This window comes from Paenibacillus sp. FSL F4-0087, assembly GCF_038020215.1.
Taxonomy (GTDB): domain Bacteria; phylum Bacillota; class Bacilli; order Paenibacillales; family Paenibacillaceae; genus Paenibacillus; species Paenibacillus taichungensis.
Genome location: NZ_JBBODJ010000001.1, coordinates 5,803,589 through 5,817,606 on the forward strand (window position 1 = coordinate 5,803,589; position 14,018 = coordinate 5,817,606).

At 45.9% G+C, this 14,018-nt stretch carries 11 protein-coding genes; 9 read left to right on the forward strand and 2 right to left on the reverse strand.

The window, feature by feature from the left end; all coding sequences use genetic code 11:
- Positions 1-5: 5 nt before the first annotated feature.
- Entirely contained in the window at positions 6-617 is a 612-nt protein-coding gene (locus tag MHB84_RS26630) for a CPBP family intramembrane glutamic endopeptidase (protein WP_076291381.1), read from the reverse strand.
- A gap of 357 nt (positions 618-974) precedes the next feature.
- Here MHB84_RS26630 and MHB84_RS26635 point away from each other — a divergent pair, with 357 nt between their 5' ends.
- From MHB84_RS26635 to MHB84_RS26660, 6 genes are all read left to right on the forward strand, one after another.
- Complete coding sequence (locus MHB84_RS26635; RefSeq protein WP_076291380.1) at positions 975-1,919, forward strand: ABC transporter permease; 945 nt, start codon at positions 975-977, stop codon at positions 1,917-1,919.
- Positions 1,920-1,934: 15 nt separating this feature from the next.
- Positions 1,935-2,864, forward strand: coding sequence for a carbohydrate ABC transporter permease (locus MHB84_RS26640; protein WP_076291379.1), 930 nt, complete (start codon positions 1,935-1,937; stop codon positions 2,862-2,864).
- An 82-nt stretch (positions 2,865-2,946) separates the two neighbouring features.
- Positions 2,947-4,452 (forward strand): ABC transporter substrate-binding protein, encoded by a 1,506-nt coding sequence (locus MHB84_RS26645; RefSeq protein WP_076291378.1) that lies wholly within the window; start codon positions 2,947-2,949, stop codon positions 4,450-4,452.
- Positions 4,453-4,626: 174 nt separating this feature from the next.
- Complete coding sequence (locus MHB84_RS26650; RefSeq protein WP_076291377.1) at positions 4,627-6,354, forward strand: sensor histidine kinase; 1,728 nt, start codon at positions 4,627-4,629, stop codon at positions 6,352-6,354.
- 3 nt (positions 6,355-6,357) lie between these two features.
- Positions 6,358-7,119, forward strand: a complete 762-nt coding sequence (locus tag MHB84_RS26655) for a response regulator transcription factor (RefSeq protein WP_076291376.1) — start codon at positions 6,358-6,360, stop codon at positions 7,117-7,119.
- A gap of 7 nt (positions 7,120-7,126) precedes the next feature.
- Positions 7,127-8,638, forward strand: coding sequence for an ABC transporter substrate-binding protein (locus tag MHB84_RS26660; protein ID WP_076291375.1), 1,512 nt, complete (start codon positions 7,127-7,129; stop codon positions 8,636-8,638).
- 161 nt (positions 8,639-8,799) lie between these two features.
- Here the strand turns inward: MHB84_RS26660 and MHB84_RS26665 are convergent, their stop codons facing one another.
- Positions 8,800-10,080, reverse strand: coding sequence for a glycoside hydrolase family 125 protein (locus MHB84_RS26665; RefSeq protein WP_076291374.1), 1,281 nt, complete (start codon positions 10,078-10,080; stop codon positions 8,800-8,802).
- 392 nt (positions 10,081-10,472) lie between these two features.
- Between MHB84_RS26665 and MHB84_RS26670 the strand changes: the two genes are divergently transcribed.
- Genes MHB84_RS26670 through MHB84_RS26680 form a run of 3 tightly spaced genes read left to right on the forward strand, consistent with a single transcriptional unit; the run spans position 10,473 to position 13,999 of the window.
- Positions 10,473-11,423 carry an ABC transporter permease gene (locus tag MHB84_RS26670; protein WP_076291373.1) on the forward strand — a complete coding sequence of 317 codons (951 nt, stop codon included), beginning with the start codon at positions 10,473-10,475 and terminating at the stop codon, positions 11,421-11,423.
- A gap of 16 nt (positions 11,424-11,439) precedes the next feature.
- Positions 11,440-12,351, forward strand: coding sequence for a carbohydrate ABC transporter permease (locus tag MHB84_RS26675; protein WP_053781101.1), 912 nt, complete (start codon positions 11,440-11,442; stop codon positions 12,349-12,351).
- Positions 12,352-12,388: 37 nt separating this feature from the next.
- Positions 12,389-13,999, forward strand: coding sequence for an extracellular solute-binding protein (locus tag MHB84_RS26680; protein ID WP_076291372.1), 1,611 nt, complete (start codon positions 12,389-12,391; stop codon positions 13,997-13,999).
- The last annotated feature ends 19 nt before the right edge of the window (positions 14,000-14,018 follow it).

Genomic DNA, 14,018 nt, shown 5'->3' on the forward strand with positions numbered 1-14,018 from the left:
AAAAATCATTTCTTATATTTTTTCGCCAGAATAATTCCAATAGAAGTATTATAAATCACATGGGCAAGCATCGGCGGGATTAACGACCCGGTAAAATAAAAGAGTAGTGCTAAAATCAAACCATTTACAAACACGCCAGTAAGGATACCAGTGGCTTCTTTATATTGGGGAACATGTATTACCCAAAATAGAAATGTGCTTATTAGAATAACGAGCCAATCCACTATTATTGAGTATCCAATAAATAATCCGATCAGGACACCTCTAAAAAAGAATTCTTCAAACACACCACCACCTATTGCAGATACAGCTATACCACTTGGTCGGATCATTATTTTTTTGATCATATCTGATCCTTCAGTTTTGGGTAGTTCTGTTCTTGTTTTGATGAAAGTAATTAGAACAATAGTTGTAATAAACAAACTAGAAATAAGACCAATGAGTACAGCGGATAAAATACTAATTTCGTTTGGTATAAATAAGGAAGCTATAAATGGTAACATTTCTCCCCACTTAAATATCCCAATAAAAACCAATCCGATAAAAAGAAATGATGTGAGCGTTAGGGATGCTTTCAACAGGATTTTGTATTGTTCCTTTGTAGTAGGCTTAGTCATCATAAAACTCCTTTTATCTCATTTTTTTCATTGTAGATTGTGACGTAACGTCCCACGCAACATTTGCTTTATTTTTAAGAAACTAAGTTCTTGTCCCAAATGGAGGATAGGAAGATTTGTGCCATATCTGATTTCCGGACCTTGAGTGTGACAACTCGCAAGGTCTTTCTATTAGCGGCTTCCTTTGTTTATCGAAATAAGTCGATTAGAAAAATCACAATGAAAAATCGATGTGAAATATACGGAAACCTATTGTTTTTTGACTATTGTCTTACGTTTTTGATCTAGGAATCATCTGGCGATTTTCATAGAATTACAACTAATCGAGGGTAGGTTCTACAAGAAGGGAAGAATGATATGGGAGCAAAAGTCACCCGCAAAAGAGTAAGAACACGCTGGCGCAAGCATGATACCGAGCTCACGTTGCTCGTGCTTCCGACCACAATCTGGTACATTTTGTTCAGCTTCTTGCCAATGTTCGGTGTCATTATCGCTTTCAAGAATTTCAAGATTCACGGGAATTTTCTTAGTAATGTTATAAACAGCGACTGGATCGGGTTCAAAAACTTTGAATTCCTGTTCAGTTCGAATGACGTCTGGATCGTAATTCGCAATACAATCGGTTACAATATGATCTTTATTATTCTGGGTATCATCGTGCCTGTGTCACTTGCATTGATGGTTGGACAGCTGCACAGCCGCAAGGCAGCCAAGGTTTATCAAACGATGATGTTTCTCCCGTATTTCCTATCATGGGTTGTCGTTTCCGCGGTGCTTTGGGCATTCCTGAGCTATGACAAAGGGATAGCCAATCAAGTTCTGACCCATTTCAACCAGGATCCAAAAAATTGGTACATGGAACCATCCTATTGGCCTTATCTCCTTGTATTTATGAACATGTGGAAGGGTCTCGGCTATGGGATGGTTGTTTACTTGGCGACAATCACAAGCATGGATTCGACCTATTACGAAGCGGCCGTCATTGATGGCGCTAACAAATGGCAGCAGACACGCTATATTACGCTGCCCTTAATGAAATTTGTTATTGTGCTGATGTTTATTCTGTCAGTCGGAGGCATCTTTTCCACGGATTTTGGCTTGTTCTTCCAAGTGCCACGGGACTCCAATTCTCTCTACAACGTAACCACGACGGTCGATGTGCTTGTGTACAAACAACTCAAAACCGCGACGGTCGGGATGGCGTCCGCCTCTGCCTTCATGCAATCTGTACTGGGCTGCGGAATGATCCTATTCGCGAACTGGATCGTTCGCAAAGTTGATCCAGAAAGCGCACTGATTTAGAGAGGAGGCAGGAAGATGTCAACACAATCAAGCTACGATTCCGGTCTTGAAAAGTTTAACCGCGTTGGCAAAGGAACGAACATTTTGTTTCACTTGATCTTTATCATTTTAGCCTTGCTGTGCGTAGTCCCTATCGTCGTGGTACTGTCCATTTCACTGTCAAGTGAGGCTTCGATTCGAGAGACCGGTTACCAACTCCTACCGTCGGCATTCTCGGCAGAGTCCTACAACTATATCGTTAAGCAGGGCTCGATGATTATACGTGCACTCGGAGTCTCCGTATTCGTTACGGTAGTAGGCACGCTGATCGGCGTACTGCTCACCACTTCGATGGGTTATGCATTGTCCCGTCCCCAATTCAAACTAAAAGGACTGCTGACATGGATGGTATTCATCCCAATGGTTTTTAACGGCGGTCTTGTCTCCAGCTATTACATCAATTCGACGATGTTGGGATTAAGCAACACAATCTGGGCGCTGATTCTACCCTTAGCCGTGTCCTCCTTTAATGTCATCATCTGCAAAACTTTTTTCAAGACGACCATTCCGGACGGGCTGATCGAATCGGCTGAAATCGACGGAGCAGGTCAATTCCGCATCTTCTTCACAATCGTGCTCCCGATCTCACTGCCTGTTCTAGCGACGATTGGCCTGTTTCTCTGCTTCTCGTACTGGAATGACTGGTTTCAATCGATGTTGTATATTGACGACCAAAGCTTGTATTCGCTACAGGCACTACTGAACAGCCTGATGAGCAACGTTGATGCGCTGGCTAAAAACGCTTCGACGATGGGCATAAGCTATGCTGAGCTTGTCGCCACGATGCCCAAAGAATCGGCACGTATGGCTGTTGCGATCATTATTGTACTGCCCGTTGCTCTGGCTTACCCGTTCTTCCAGAAATACTTTATCTCCGGTTTGACGGTCGGTGCAGTTAAGGGATAAATCGAAATAAATCTGGAAATTTCAGGTTTATCATAATTTTGTACAGGATCGGTGCGTGTTAACTTAAGGGGGGAATAGAGGAATGAGGACAAGGTTTAAAGCATGGATGAAAGCTCCGCTTTTGATTGGAGTGGTAACGCTGGCTATCTTTGGTTTAACAGGCTGTTCCGGTTCAGACAACAATAACGCGTCAAACAACACGCCATCGGAAAACTCAGGATCGAATGCAGGCGAAGGTTCCGGCGAGGTACCTACGCTGGTCTGGTGGACGATTGGCGGACAAGTGCCAGCCAATTTTGATAAGGCAATTGAGAAGATAAACGAATATACGGCAGAGAAGATTGGTGTAAAAATCGATCTCCGCGTTGCCAGTTGGGGCGATTGGGACACTAAGATCAATACGATTGTAAACTCCGGTGAAGCTTTCGACATTATGTTTACGAATAACGGAAAATACAGTCAACAGGTCAACATGGGCGCTTTCACGGATATTACCGACCTTGTGCCAAACACGGTGCCGGACTTGCACAGTTATATCCCGGAATTGGTGTGGGATGGAACGAAAGTCGATGGAAAGATTTACGCTGTTCCAACGTATAAGGATTCTTCATTAACCCAGTACTGGGTGTTTGACGATGCGCTCGTTCAAAAGTACAATATCGACCTCGGCAGCATCAAGACACTACAGGATCTGGACAAGCCATTCCGTGACATCAAGGCTGGGGAAGGCAAAGGGTTCTATCCACTGTCCTTGACTCAGGGAGAGGGCATTAACGGTTTCTTTAATGACTATGACGATATGACTCTCGGCTTTCAGCCGATCGGCGTCAAGGCCGAAGATGAATCCCGTACAGTCGTTTCTGTTCTGGAACAACCGGATATACAGGAAAAGCTGAAGCTCATGCATCAATGGTATAAGGACGGTATTATCAATCCGGATGCGCCGACCAAGATCGAGGCTGACCCTTATCGCCCGTTCTTCAGTGCGCAGGCGTTCCCTGGTGCAGAAGTGAATTGGCAGATCTCCGCGGGTATTGATAAATACGACATGGTTCAAATTCTGGGTCCGATCTATACAACCAGCACAATCCAGGGATCCATGAACGCAATCTCTGCCAACTCCAAGTACAAGGAAGAAGCGCTTAAATATCTGGAACTGGTAAACACCGACTCCAAGCTGCGCAATATGCTCGCCTATGGCGAAGAGGGTGTCGATTTCGATTATGTAAACGACAATACAGTTGAACGGAAAACGGATTCGTGGCCATTGGCGGCCTATACGCAAGGAACGTTTTTCAACATGGCTGTCACAAAAGGCGCACCTGAAGATCAGTGGGATCAGGTCCGCAAACTGAATGAAGCAGCCACTTCATCTTCGATCCTTGGCTTTGCACTGGATATTAGCGAACTCGGCACTGAAGTAGCCAATGTGAAGGCTGTATGGAACAAATACAATTATGAGTTGATCACTGGCGCATCCGATCCAGAGCAGAAGATACCGCAAATTGTAGAAGAGTTGAAGAAAGCTGGCTTGGATAAGATTATGGAAGCCGCCCAAGAACAGATCAACGCATATTTCAAATCATAATCCTTGAGACTTGCGACAATAACCCGAACGGAGCCGTTGTGGCCGTTCGGGTTTTCCAATCTTATTGGAGACATTTGTGTTTAATTTAAGCTTATAACGGATTGATTTGTCCGACAAATAGCTATATGTTAAAACTATAAGTCTCAATATAATCCAACTGCTAAGGAGAGCTGCATGTTTTCCTTCTTTCAAATCAAAATCTACCGCCGCAAATTTATTGCTTACGCGATTTTCACGTTATTCATGGGTCTGATTTTAAGCGTGTTGACCACGCTTGTCTTGCTGCAGCAGTGGTTAGAGAATGCTCAGAATCAAGCGGCAGATGCATTCTCCCGGGTTGAAAGCATTCTTCAAAACGATGCTGAGCGGATTGAAGCCTATTTACAGCGAGTTTACTCTAATAACGGTCTGGTGGCAGACGTTCGTTTTTTTCTCGCCAATAGTGCGGAAGGCTATCTGACGGGAAGACTCCAGAACAGCCGCTATGATCAGCCTCTCGCTTCGTTTCCAGAAGACGTGAAAGCTTTTCTCGGCAGCGGGCAGGAAGATATCATCCAGGTAAGTCTACATACTGAGGAACGAGGCAACGTAGTGCGTTTTGCCAGTAACGGCGCGATGAGCTTTTTGTTTAATCTGCCGAACACGGATGATATATTTCGAGAGACAATCCAAAGAGGATTCGTCATCCGCAAGCAGCTGCTGGACGAAAATCAAATCTCACGCCAGCTCGGTGAGTTTCGTTTTTTGGTCAGCAGCGATGTATTATTCAAAGGCGTGCAGAACAATCGGTGGATTGAAAACGGAGTCGTCAGCACGGCTGGGGATGTCTATCTCATGGACGCTGGAGGCAGAGTCAACCAGGAATTATTCAGACAGGTTGCATTGCACGAACGTAGCAAGGGCTTTATGCAGTTAGGCAAGCTGGACCGCGTGTTTTATGTGATTCATTCGTCCAATGCTTACGACTACCAATTTATAAGTGTTGTAGACATGGCAGTGCTTTTCCGGCAAAAAGCCAGCATGCTAATTACCGTGTTCTTAATCTTTTTGGCAACTATGGTCAGTTTTCTCCTATTAATCGGATACAATCTTCGTGAAGATGCAGGTTTTCTGCAACGGATTATATATTCCATCCAACGTGTAAAATCCGCCAATTTTACGCCAATCAGTCCGACCCGTTATCGGAAGAATGAGTACGGAATGATCGCGAGGGAACTCGACGATATGACGCGTCAGCTTAACCAACACATTCGAACCGAATATTTGCTGAAACTGAAACAGAAGGAAACAGAAATGAAAGCGCTTCAAAATCAAATTAACCCTCATTTTTTGTACAATACACTTGAAATTATCCGATCGTTTGCGCTGGCCGGCCGCGCAGTTGATACGGCTGAAGCGGTAGCTACCCTAGGCTCGTTATATCGTGCAATCGTGAAGAACGAAGATATTATTCTGTTGGGCAGTGAGCTGGCTTTGCTTGAAAAATACTTAAAGATCATGGAATTTAAATATCCGGACAGATTCTATTATCAAATCAATGTGGACCAGGGACTACTGTCTCTGCCTACCGTTAAATTCTGGATGCAGCCGCTCGCCGAGAATTTTTTTGTTCACGGCTTCCATTCGGACCATGAATTTAATCTGCTTGTTGTGAATGGCATTGAAAATAACCACTCATACGTATTGGAGATTGTAGACAACGGGAACTCGATCTCGGAAGATCGATTGGCTGATATCCGCCGCAATCTGTCTTTTATCGGAGACTCGGTATCGGAGAGCATTGGCCTGCGCAACGTGTATACACGGCTTCATTTTTTCTATGGGAAAGGCTTTACCATGCAAATTGAAAATAATGTGGAAGCTGGTGTCAAAGTTACCTTAACCATAGCGAAGGAGGCGTAATGTATGTACAAACTTCTGATCGTTGATGACGAGCCACTAATCCTGGAGGGAATCAAGCGAACGCTGGACTGGGAAATGCTTGGCTTCAGACAGATCGAGACCAGCGAAACCTATGGGGATGCGCTAACAAAGGCTGTGGAGTTTTGGCCGGACCTCGCAATTTTTGACGTTTGCATCGGCAAGGAGCGTGGCTATAACGCCATTCACAAGCTTAATGAGCTAGGGCTCCCGACGACCTATATTATGATGAGCGGTTATGGTGAGTTCGAGTACGCCCTGGAGGCTATTCATTGTGGGGTTAAGGATTATCTACTCAAGCCCGTTGAGCGAGCAAAGCTTCAAGCTCTGATTGAACGAGTTATTGTCGAAAATTTGAACGGTACGCTGGAGGGAAGAAATCCGAACTGCCGTGACATAGACCCCATATTGGAAGTGCGCTACGACAGCTTATCCAAGCTAACAAATCGCATTTTGCTGATGGTTAAGGCTGAATACGATCAAAATATCAATCTCAAAGTGTTGGCCAGTCGTTTTCGGATGAACGGAACCTATCTTGGACAGATGTTTCTTAAGGAAACAAAGATGAAATTTTCGGAGTATCTTATGGTTTACCGAATGTTATGTGCACGAGAGCGTATTCAGGCTACAGACGAGAAGATATCGACAATTGCACTCTCCGTCGGTTACGCTAATCTAAACTATTTTTACACGCATTTCCAAGCCTACTTCAGCAAATCGCCTTCAGATATGCGGAGAAAGGAGTAGTCCAGAAATGATACATTCAATCTGGAACACATTGATCAAGTCTGTCCTGATTACTGCGATGTTGACGCTGCCTCTGTCGGGGTGTATATCAATATCCGGGAAGAACGAGGAATTCGACAGAAGTATCAACACAGTGAATCTGATTTATTATACGCTTGGCAATCCTGACCAGGATCTGAAGATGGTAAACGCTAAAATCAATGAAGTGTTGGCCCAAAAAATCGGAATCACTATTACATATATCAAGATTGGGTGGCAGGAGTACAATGACCGGATCAATACGCTAATTTCGACGGGAACTCCTTTTGATATTGCTTTTACCACAGATTACTCAAGCTATGTTCAGCGAGGAGCATGGCTGAGACTGGACAGCTACTTATCCAGCTTCGGCAAGGATATGTACGACACGATCGACCCCGTTCTATGGCAGGGCGTTCGCATGGAAGACGGCGGCATCTACGGTGTGCCTACGAATAAGGAGCTTGCCGTCCGCATGCAATGGATGTATCCGGAGACGCTTGTCCAAAAGTATGACATCGACATTACAAAATACAATTCCCTGGAGTCTTTGGATCCTCTGTTCCAAATGATCAAGGAAAAGGAACCTTCCTATCAGTTGATGGAGCTGGACAAGGATTCCCAGAACTTCTTCGCCATGTACGGTTACGAATATGTGCTGGATAAACCGCTACCACTGATGGTGCGTTCTCTGGATCCTGATGCGCAAGTATTCAATATATTTGAGACCGAGGAAGCAAGGCAGGTGCTGGATACACTCCGCTGCTATTACGTCAAGGGTTACATCAATGAAGACGCCGCCCTGCGGGAGAGCCAAAATCTCAAACGCGAAGAACGGGTTTTCTGGAAAGCTGCGGGAGGAGGCCCCCTTTCGGAAAATAGCTGGAGCAAAGATCGCGGCTACAAGGTTGTTGCTCATCCCGTGACCCCGCCTTTGATCACGACGGAATCCGTTCGCGGCGGAATTATGGCAATAAACGCAAAGTCAGCGCACCCCGTTGAAAGTGTAAAGTTTTTAAATTTGCTCAACACGGACCCGGAAATCCGCAATCTGTTTAATTACGGTATTGAAGGTGTTCATTATACGTTGGACAAGAACGGACAGGTGCTGCTGAAATCTTCCGGAGACAGCGACGACGATCCAGTCTCAGCAGTTGGCTATGAAGGTGTGCAGTATACGCAAGGAAACTGGTTCATTCTCAAAACGATCGGCGGAAAATTTCCCGATCCGTTGGATAAGTGGGATCAGTTCCGAGCAGCAAACGCAGAATACGTCAAATCGAACTTACTCGGATTCACGCCGAATTTGACCCGTATGTCCATTCAGGTCAACCTTATAAAAATGGTTTGGGAAAAGTACTATCCGAGCTTGATGACTGGCAGTGTGAATGTGGAGAGGGTACTGCCCAAATTCAACGAGGAGCTGAAGCAGGCGGGTCTGGACGAGGTGCGGGTAGAAATACAACGGCAGCTCGACGCTTGGCGTGTTGACCATCCATAAAGGGGAGTTACCGAATACCCGAAAGTTTTCCTAATTTCACTAATCCCTAATAACCGGCTGTGCCTTCCTTCTAAAGTGGATGGCACAGCCGGTTCGTCAATAGGTGGAATACGATAGGGTTTTCCTATACTGTCATTTAAAAGTGTAAGGTTTAGATAAGCTTAGACAATTCCTTTGTCCATGGCTTTGCCGATCAGTGTAGCAAATAAACTGTTGGACCAGGCGAACCATTCACGTGAAAAGTCGGCGGGATCATCCGGGTGAAAGCCTTCATGCATATATCCGGTGTCCGCATCGGTCTGAACAAGCATATCAATTAATTCTTTGATCTCCTCATCGTTATCTGCTGTCAGCGCCTGCATGGACAATGCCATATGCCACACATAACCTCCCGGGGTATGTGGACTACCGATGCCTCTGGCATGTTTACCCTCGAAATAGAAGGGGTTGTCGAAGCTTAGGGCAAAGCGGCGGGTGTTCTGATAAATTTCATCCTCCACACCCACATAACCAATATAAGGAATAGATATCAGTCCTGGTGTACCTGCATCGTCCATCAAAGAATAATTACCGTATCCATCCGTTTCGTAGGCGTAAATTCGGCCGTATTTTGGATGATTCACAATTCCATACTTCTGGATTCCGAAGTCGATCTCCTTGCGCAGCTTTGCTGCCCGGGCTGCCAGTCTTTCGTCCTTATAGATTACGCTTGCGATCTCGCGAATATAGTCCAGAATCACTACAGCGAACATATTGGACGGAATATTGTAGCCGAACTCACAGCTGTCATCGCTCGGACGGAAGCCTGACCAGCTCATGCCGGTGTAATTGACAGGCATGCCGCGTCCGTTATTGTGCAAAGTTTCCGTATCCTGAAGTGTCTCCCGGATGAAATGGTACGGAGATTTCTCCCCGTGGTACTGCTCTGTTTCGATAACGTTCACGATAGAAGTCAGCGCTTGGTAGCAGGCAGTATCAAAGATATCAGTCTGCTCCGCTTCCTTCCAGTACATATAAGCCAGCTGTACAACGAAGCAGAGGGAGTCCAACTCGTATTTGCGCTCCCACATCCAAGGGTTTAGATTGCAGTCATCCGTAGCTCGGTAATGTTTGTCACTTGCCGTTTCGTTGAAGGCATTGGTGTACGGATCAATATTGACATAGAACATCTGGCGGGCGATCAGGCCGCGGAGAATCCGCTGCAGCGCAGGGTCATGTTTAGCAAAAGGGATATAATGGCGCACTTGCTCCGTAGAATCACGCAGCCACATGGCCGGGATATCCCCGGTAAATACAAAGGTGGTACCGTCTTCAAGCAGCTTGGTTGTTGTTTCCAGCGTATTCGGAAAGCAGTTGCGGAACAGTTGCTGCAATTTCGGATGATGCGCGAGCCGTTCATTGGCTTCAGTAAGATACGTAGTTATGGAAGCTGGCATGTTCATAGTCTAACTCCTCCTGTAAAGTTAAGATTAAGATTGTAGGATTGTACTACAGCAGAACAAAATCTTAATTGGGTTGGCATTCGTAGCAAATGTTTGCATACCTTCCCAATGAACACAATATGTCACATATGAAGTGTGATAAGAGGTTCATAATTCACATATTTGCAGCGATGCTTCGTCTGAAAATATTCACTTCAAGGCAGGCCGGAAAATACCACAGCAACGCGGTTTTACACTCTCTTAACATGACAATGCAGAACCTACATATTTACGGTGTCAACTTTGTTTCACTACACTTCGAATTGTAAGCGTTCGCAAGATTGGATGAGCAAGAATGCGAATCAGCTATATGATTTCATGTAACGAAAAACAACTTAGAGAGGAGTGGGAGAATGAAGGGGAGTTATGCACCAGTATCCGTGAATCCTTCAGTAAAGAACAAATCCCTTGGCAAAAGAATCTGGAAAAATTGGGAGCTCTATCTGTTCATGCTTCCCGTGTTATTGTATTTCCTCGTTTTTCATTACGGTCCGATGTACGGTATTCAGATCGCTTTTAAGAATTTCGTACCTTCGAAAGGAATTACGGGCAGCGAATGGGTCGGTTTTGACCACTTTGAACGGTTTTTCAATTCCTATTTTTTCTGGGATCTGCTATGGAACACGTTCAGCATCAGTTTCTATGAACTTGCTATTGGTTTTCCGCTTCCGATCATTCTGGCGCTGGCTTTCAATGAAGTCCGCAACGGCCCGTTCAAGAAATCGGTTCAGACAGTAACTTATGCGCCGCATTTCATTTCTGTAGTTGTTATGGCAGGCATGATCATTACTTTTTTATCACCCTCGAGTGGAATGATTGTCCGGTTCATCGAGTTCCTGGGCCTACAACCAGCGGCGTTTCTGACTGATCCGGCCTGGTTTAAGACAGTGTATGTCTTCTCGGGCGTCTGGCAGAGCACCGGGTGGGGAACTATTATTTATCTCGCGGCTCTGTCAGGCGTAGATCCCCAGCTGCATGAAGCGGCCATTATGGATGGAGCTAGCCGGTTTAAACGGATGCTGCATATCAATCTGCCGACGATCGTGCCCACGATAACGATCATGCTGATCTTGAATATGGGTAATATACTGGGCCTTGGCTTCGAGAAGATTCTGCTACTGCAGAATTCGCTCAATATGGAGGCTTCCGATGTAATTTCCACCTATGTATACCGCGCGGGCCTAGTGAACGCCCAGTACAGCTTCTCAACGGCTGTAGGATTGTTTAACTCGGTAGTCAACGTTATTTTGCTTGTTACTGTCAACCAGATCGCCAAACGCACCAGTGAGAATAGCCTCTGGTAGAAAGGAGTTGAAGTCAGTGGTTACTGCCATAAAAGAATCCAGGGGGGACAAGCTGTTTCTGATTAGCACCTATATCTATTTGGGCCTTGCACTGCTTGTAGTTCTCTATCCGCTAATCTATATTCTCAGCGCTTCAATCAGTTCTCCGCAGGACGTCAATTCGGGAGCAATGTGGTTGTTTCCGAAGAATGTGACACTGGACGGCTACAAGCTTGTATTTGAGAACCCGAAGATATGGAATGGTTACTGGAACACGATTATTTACACTGTAGTGGGAACTCTGGTCAATCTGGCCGTTACTCTGCCGGCCTCGTATGCCCTAAGCAGATCTGATTTTGTCGGGCGCCAGTTGTTTATGGGCCTCATTCTGTTCACGATGTTCTTTAGCGGCGGAATTGTGCCGACGTATCTGTTGGTCAAGAATCTTGGTCTCATTAATAGTATGTGGGCATTAATCCTGCCAGTGGCCGCTTCGGTTTGGAATATTGTCGTAGCCCGCACCTTTTTTCAGACGACCATCCCAAAAGAACTGCAGGAAGCGGCGCATATTGACGGTTGTACGAATTTAAAGCTGTTTATACGCATTATTTTGCCGCTGTCGGCACCGATTGTGGCCGTTATGGCCCTGTTCTATGGAGTAAGCCATTGGAACAGCTACTTCCCGTCCCTGATCTATTTAAATGATGAAGCCAAGTATCCGCTGCAGATGGTTCTGCGCCAGATTCTTGTCCTTCAGGAAATGTCGGCCGAAACCACGGGCGCTTCGATTAATGGCGAGGTGGCGAGCGCTATGAATAATAAGGCGGAAACGGCATCGTTGATCAAATACGGAGTTATAGTTGTCTCCACACTGCCCATCGTTGCAGTTTATCCGTTCCTGCAGCGTTACTTTGTCCAGGGGGTCATGATCGGCTCTGTTAAAGGTTAAACAATAGAATATTTGTATAACAAGGGAGGAATTATTCATGCAGATTACACGCAAACCATGGAAGCTTCTGCTTTCTTCGGCTCTAGTTCTTACACTGCTGGCAGGCTGCAGCAATTCAAATGAAGGTGCAGCGAATAACAGTACCGGGGAGGTCGCTGTTAATAAAGAAGGTTTCCCAATAGTCAATGAATCCGTTACTTTGACGCTTATGGCGCCGGATGTAGGAATTCAGAACTGGGAGAAGATGGCGGTGCTCCAGCAGATGCAGGAGAAGACCGGCATTAAGCTGGAATACAAGAATGCACCGAAGGACAGCTTCGAGACCAAGAAGAATTTGGTGCTCGCCAGCGGGGATTACCCGGATATTCTTTATGCTGCCGGTCTGACGACCGCAGAGCAGATGAATTATGGAGAGCAGGGTATCATCATACCCCTGGAGGATCTAATTGAAGAATACGCTCCCAATTTCAAGGCACTGCTGGAGGAGAATCCGGATGTCCGCAAATCAATTACAGCACCGGACGGGCATATCTATTCCTTGCCGGTAGTAGAACTTAGCCAGCACTGGTACCGCAATCCGATGTGGTATAACGGGGATTTCCTGAAGGCGCTGAATATCGACAAGCTTCCCGAAACGACGGAAGAGCTGTATACCTACCTGAAACGTGTGAAGGAGGAAGATCCAAACGGCAATGGCAAAGCCGATGAAATTCCGATTTCCTCAGTGACAACACCCGCTGCGAACCTCCGCGATATCCGTACCTGGCTGCTTGGCGCCTTCGGTATTTATGAAGAAGAAATTTACGTGGACGATGCGGACAAGGTGCATTATACACCGCTTGAAGAAGGTTATAAGGAATATTTGACCTATATGAACCGCCTGTGGTCCGAAGACCTGTTGGATCACGAGAGCTTCTCGCAGACGGCAGAACAGAAGAAGGCCAAAACGCAGAATAATCAAGTTGCCCTCTTCTCAGACTGGCATGCCTACATGTCCAAGGGCGGAGAGCCTTCGACGGCAGATCCGATGTTTGCGCCTGTACGCAGTGAATCCATTGCTGCTCCTGCGATTGCAAAGAACAGAGGAATCACAACTGGTGCATTTGCCATCACGGAAAGTAATCCCACTCCGGAAGCGTCTATGCGCTGGGTGGATTATCTCTATTCTTATGAAGGGGCGATGTTCTTCAATAAAGGGCCTGAGGGAATTCTCTGGGAATATACTGACAAAGAGAATCGGGTCAAGAAGTACTTGCCTGTACCGGACGGGAAGGAGATGGAAGATTACCGGGCAACTCTGACGCCCAACTACGGCATTCCAGCTCCAACCCTGTCCATGGATGATATTAGTAAGGGGCTGAAGACAGACTTTGACCTCTGGGTAGAGCAGGAAACCCAGCAGAAGCTTCTCGATAAAGGCGCACGAATTCCATACCCGACCTTGTTCTTCACCGTGGAAGAGCAGACCGAAATCAGTAGCCTCAATTCTGATTTGAGAACATATGTGAATCAGATGGAAGCGAAGTTCATCACTGGTGCCGAGCCGCTTACGGGTTGGGATAATTATGTGACGACCGTCAAGAAAATGGGCGGAGAGCGTGTAGCTGAAATCAACCAGGCTGCCTATGACCGGTGGAAATCCAACTAATCATGCCAATGCGGATCCG

Excerpts from the sequence above, each read along its gene's own strand:
- MHB84_RS26665 (WP_076291374.1), bottom strand. The coding sequence starts at position 10,080 with ATGAACATGCCAGCTTCCATAACTACGTATCTTACTGAAGCCAATGAA.
- MHB84_RS26680 (WP_076291372.1), top strand. The coding sequence starts at position 12,389 with ATGCAGATTACACGCAAACCATGGAAGCTTCTGCTTTCTTCGGCTCTA.
- MHB84_RS26660 (WP_076291375.1), top strand. The coding sequence starts at position 7,127 with ATGATACATTCAATCTGGAACACATTGATCAAGTCTGTCCTGATTACT.
- MHB84_RS26635 (WP_076291380.1), top strand. The coding sequence starts at position 975 with ATGGGAGCAAAAGTCACCCGCAAAAGAGTAAGAACACGCTGGCGCAAG.
- MHB84_RS26655 (WP_076291376.1), top strand. The coding sequence starts at position 6,358 with ATGTACAAACTTCTGATCGTTGATGACGAGCCACTAATCCTGGAGGGA.
- MHB84_RS26630 (WP_076291381.1), bottom strand. The coding sequence starts at position 617 with ATGACTAAGCCTACTACAAAGGAACAATACAAAATCCTGTTGAAAGCA.
- MHB84_RS26640 (WP_076291379.1), top strand. The coding sequence starts at position 1,935 with ATGTCAACACAATCAAGCTACGATTCCGGTCTTGAAAAGTTTAACCGC.
- MHB84_RS26650 (WP_076291377.1), top strand. The coding sequence starts at position 4,627 with ATGTTTTCCTTCTTTCAAATCAAAATCTACCGCCGCAAATTTATTGCT.
- MHB84_RS26645 (WP_076291378.1), top strand. The coding sequence starts at position 2,947 with ATGAGGACAAGGTTTAAAGCATGGATGAAAGCTCCGCTTTTGATTGGA.
- MHB84_RS26670 (WP_076291373.1), top strand. The coding sequence starts at position 10,473 with ATGAAGGGGAGTTATGCACCAGTATCCGTGAATCCTTCAGTAAAGAAC.